Source organism: Acinetobacter sp. SwsAc2 (assembly GCF_013391465.1).
GTDB classification, from domain to species: domain Bacteria; phylum Pseudomonadota; class Gammaproteobacteria; order Pseudomonadales; family Moraxellaceae; genus Acinetobacter; species Acinetobacter johnsonii.
This window is the reverse complement of the sequence record NZ_JACBEZ010000068.1, coordinates 1-4,429: the sequence shown is the minus strand read 5'-3', so window position 1 is coordinate 4,429 and position 4,429 is coordinate 1. Positions and strand designations below refer to the sequence as shown.

Below are 4,429 nucleotides of genomic sequence, written 5' to 3'. Positions count from 1 at the left end.
TCTTGACTCAAGCATTAATGCAGTACGATCTTCAAAGTTAAGATGATGGTATGACAATTTTATATACTCCATAAACCCTTTAAATTAATTAGGTGGTTTATGTCGCACTTCAAGTTTTACTCTGCCTAGAATTTAAATTAATGAATAATGCTGATTTATAGTTTATACAATATAATCAACAACCTATAAAATGATTGATATGGTTGCCTATGTCATGTGCATGGAAGATGCAATTTATGGAACAATCTAAAAGATATTAGGGCTATTGCTACGGATATAATAATAAATTAAAGATAGCAGAATATTGTGATCAGAAAAGTTGATGTAGCACAAATGTTCAACCAGAAGTTTTACAAAGGATGTAAGGAATACTTGAAGGGATGAAGGATGTTGTACTTAAAAGTACTTTAATCTACAAGATGTTGGAAATAGTGGATAGGCAGGTAATTGATTTTTAAGGTTTAAGTAAAGCCTAGCTTGAATGAAAAGCTGAGCATTCTATTTTTTTTTACATTTTTCGCTTAAGCTTTTTTTAACAGCTCCGTTTTATAAAAATATTTAAAACTTAGGAAAAGCGATGAAGAATAACTATCCAAAACCTATAATAATCATGCATTGGATTACCCTTGCTTTAGTTGCAATGGTGTATCTGACTGCAGGTGATCCCACAATAACAGACTGGAAAGGCCAGATTCATGTTGCAGGTGGGATTTTAATATTTATTTTATTTTTTTTGAGATTGAGTTTTGTTTTTCTGTATAGAAAAAGTATTCCTAAAACTGAAATAATTAATTCTTATCAAATAGTGTTATTTAAAACGGTCAGATTTTTCCTTTACTTAAGCCTATGTATTGTTCCAATTGCGGGCTGGATGACATTATCGAGTTTTACTGATAATTTCCAAGTTTTATCGTTAAATTTACCGCTTTTGAGCACTGTTTGGGGGAGTGACTATATTGCAGATGCGCATCAATTTTTAGGGAATCTCTTTATTGCACTCGTGGGTTTACATGCCTGTGCGGCATTGATTCACCACTTCATTTTCAAAGATAATGTCCTAAAAAGTATGCTTTTTAAAAAATGATGTGATTTAGAGGCTATCATATGGTTGCCTTTTAGATTCGTCTGGCATTTTTATATTATGAGTATTTCGTAGTCACAGAACACATGATAAAAGATGAGCTGAAAGTGTAGATGCAGTATACTGTGCCGGTCGAAAAAGTGATGAATTCATATGTATATTGGTCCGTATCAACTGTCAAATAATTTGATTGTGGCTCCGATGGCAGGCGTAACTGACCGTCCATTTAGGTCTCTGTGCAAATACTTTGGTGCAGGGCATGCTGTCAGTGAAATGATGACATCAGACCAAACGTTACGGATGAGTAAAAAAAGCCTATATCGTGCTAATTTTGATGGTGAATTGGCGCCTATTTCAGCGCAAATTGCAGGATCAGATCCCAAAGAGTTAGCGGAAGCTGCACGATATCAGGTCTCAAATGGTGCTCAAATTGTGGACATTAATATGGGGTGTCCTGCCAAGAAAGTCTGTAATAAGCTGGCGGGTTCTGCACTTTTAAAAGATGAAGACTTGGTGGCTCGAATTTTGGATGAAGTTGTGGCTGCAGTTGATGTACCTGTCACACTTAAAACACGGTTGGGTTTCTTAAATGGTCATGAAAATATCTTGCGTGTAGCGAAACGAGCGGAAGAGGCGGGTATTGCTGCGTTAGCATTGCATGGGCGGACCCGTGAAGACATGTATTTGAATACGGCTCGTTATGATTTAATTAAAGAAGTAAAACAGCTGATTCGTATACCAGTGGTTGCCAATGGGGATATTGATAGTCCAGAAAAAGCGAAATATGTACTCGATTATACCGGTGCAGATGCAATTATGATTGGTCGCGCTGCGCAAGGGCGTCCATGGATATTTCGTGAAATCGCACATTATTTGGAAACAGGTGAACATTTGGCTGCACCAAGCATTCAAGAAGTAAAAGAAGTTCTACTTGGACATCTTGCCGAACTGTATGCATTTTATGGGGAATATTCGGGCTGCCGAATTGCACGTAAACATATTGCTTGGTACACCAAAGGTTTACGTTCAAGTAATGAGTTTCGTCAGAACATGTACAAAGTGGAAAGTACTACTGAACAATTTAAAGTGGTCGCAGACTACTTTGACCAATTACTCATTCATGGTGAAACCATGAATGACGTACAGGTTGAACAGGTCAATTTATTGGAAACTAAATAAATAAAGCTCGATTTATGGAGCTTTAAGTGAATAATATGACTTAATAGCTGACTTGTTGCATTTCAACCAACAGTTGGTTAATTAAGTCAGGGGCTTCCATGGCACGAATTTGCGAAACATTCGTGCCTCCCAAAATGCACCAAAGCCTTGATCGCCTTGTTTGGTCGCTGCGGCATGTAATTGTTTTCCAAGATCATAACAGTACGGATAAGCAGCAACAGCAGGGCGGTTCGGTAAATCAATTTGAGTATGCCAGTGACCCAGTAAACCGCGAGCAGGGCGACCTGAAATACTGGCACTTATTTGTGTGATGTGCTCATGGAAAAGTGCATGACGGTAGGCCTCATTGGCATTCGATGTTTTGCATTGTACGAAAGCTGTCCCCAACTGTACCGCACTCGCACCGAGGCTTAACATCTGCTGAGCCTGTGTACCATTCATAATGCCACCTGCAGCAATAATCGGGCACCGACAGTGCTGCGTCAGAAGTTGTACGAGGTCGATCGTACGTAATGCGCTATCAAAATGTTCATTAAAAATCCCGCGGTGTCCACCTCCTTCTATGCCTTGAGCAATAATAAAATCAATCCCTGCTGCTTCAATGGCTCGTGCTTCCGCTAAGTTGGTTGCAGAAACCATGGTTAAAATGCCAGCGTCTTTTAGCGCCTGTATTTGGTGCGGATGCGGAATACCGAAGTGAAAACTGACGGCTTTAGGGCGAGTTTCAAGTACGACATTTAAAAAGTCATCATTGTCCAAAAAGCTAGGATAAATACAGTGCAGTTGAGTAGGTGGTTCTGCATCGTATTGTTCAAAATGAGGTCTTAAAAAATCAATCCATGTTTGTGCGATAGTTGGATCAAGTTCGATACTTTGATGACAGAAAAAATTAACTTGAAAAGGTTGTTCGGTCAGTGCTTGGGTTTTTAAAATTTGGCTACGTGCGGTTTCTGCGGTGTTTGCACCTAATCCAAGTGAGCCTAGCCCGCCTTGATTTGAAACCTCTGCCGCAAGCTCTGGTGTAGAAACACCAGCCATCGGTGCAAGGAAGATAGGATGTTTAATTTCAAGACGTTCTAATAATAAAGACATGTACTTGCTCCTTTTACATATAGACACTTTGCCCAAGCACTGCAAATTTGGCAAATAATATTCAGTATTTTCTCGAAAAATATCTAAATCAATCACGTTTATTTTTCGGTTTTTAGCGACAAGTCATGTCGTTGGGTATGTGTATTGGCAATGCTTTTAGTCTGAAATTTTTTATACTTTTATTTTAGATTTTACCGAGGATCGTCATGACCGATCGTATCCGCGAAAAGCTACAGATTCTAGCTGATGCAGCTAAATATGACGTGTCCTGTTCGTCCAGTGGTAGCAATCGTAAAAACAAAAACCAAGGTTTGGGAAATACAGGAAACGGTATTTGTCATAGTTATACAGAAGATGGTCGCTGTGTTTCATTGCTTAAAATTCTATTTTCAAATGTCTGTATTTTTGATTGTTCCTACTGTGTTTCTAGACGCTCTAACGATGTCAAGCGAGCCGCTTTTACTGTACAAGAAGTGGTGGATTTAACCATCAACTTTTACCGCCGCAATTATATTGAAGGGTTATTTCTCAGTTCAGGTATTTTTAAATCAGCTGATTTCACTATGGAGCGAATGCTGCAAGTGGTGAAAAAGTTACGTCTTGAAGAAAACTTTAATGGTTATATTCACCTAAAAACGATACCTGGTGCTTCCCAAGAGATTATTACCGAGGCGGGCTTATATGTAGACCGCATGAGTATTAACTTGGAAATGCCGACAGAAGTTGGTTTAAAACAGTTTGCACCAGAAAAATCGCATGCAGAAGTACAAAAGGATTTAGGTATTGTACGCGATCGCTTAATTCAGTTGACGGATGAGCGGCGTGTGATTCAACATGTGCCGAAGTTTGTACCCGCTGGACAAACCACTCAGATGGTGGTGGGCGCACATCAAGAAACAGACAAAGATATTATTTTAATGGCAGATCATCATTACAAAGTGTATCAGCTCAAACGGGTGTATTTTTCAGGCTATATCCCAATCAATGAACAGGAAAAAATGCTTCCTGTCGTGGGTTCTGCACCGCCATTATTAAGAGAAAATCGGCTGTATCAGTCGGATTGGCTCATGCGTTTCT

At 39.1% G+C, this 4,429-nt stretch carries 3 protein-coding genes and 1 pseudogene; 3 read left to right on the top strand and 1 reads right to left on the bottom strand.

Annotated features, from left to right (window positions below):
* The first annotated feature begins 577 nt into the window (after window positions 1–577).
* Together HYI04_RS16605 and dusB are read left to right on the top strand one after the other, a co-directional pair.
* Window positions 578–1,084 carry a cytochrome b gene (locus tag HYI04_RS16605; RefSeq protein WP_029575006.1) on the top strand — a complete coding sequence of 169 codons (507 nt, stop codon included), beginning with the start codon at window positions 578–580 and terminating at the stop codon, window positions 1,082–1,084.
* 150 nt (window positions 1,085–1,234) lie between these two features.
* A complete protein-coding gene (gene dusB, locus HYI04_RS16600; protein ID WP_004980152.1) occupies window positions 1,235–2,260 on the top strand; it encodes a tRNA dihydrouridine synthase DusB in 1,026 nt (341 codons plus the stop codon).
* Between the two features lie 40 nt (window positions 2,261–2,300).
* Here the strand turns inward: dusB and HYI04_RS16595 are convergent.
* Window positions 2,301–3,352 (bottom strand): annotated as a pseudogene (locus HYI04_RS16595) (NAD(P)H-dependent flavin oxidoreductase).
* A gap of 206 nt (window positions 3,353–3,558) precedes the next feature.
* Here HYI04_RS16595 and HYI04_RS16590 point away from each other — a divergent pair.
* Window positions 3,559–4,429, top strand: an 871-nt coding sequence (locus tag HYI04_RS16590) for a putative DNA modification/repair radical SAM protein (protein ID WP_178896413.1), incomplete at its 3' end; no start/stop codon positions are given.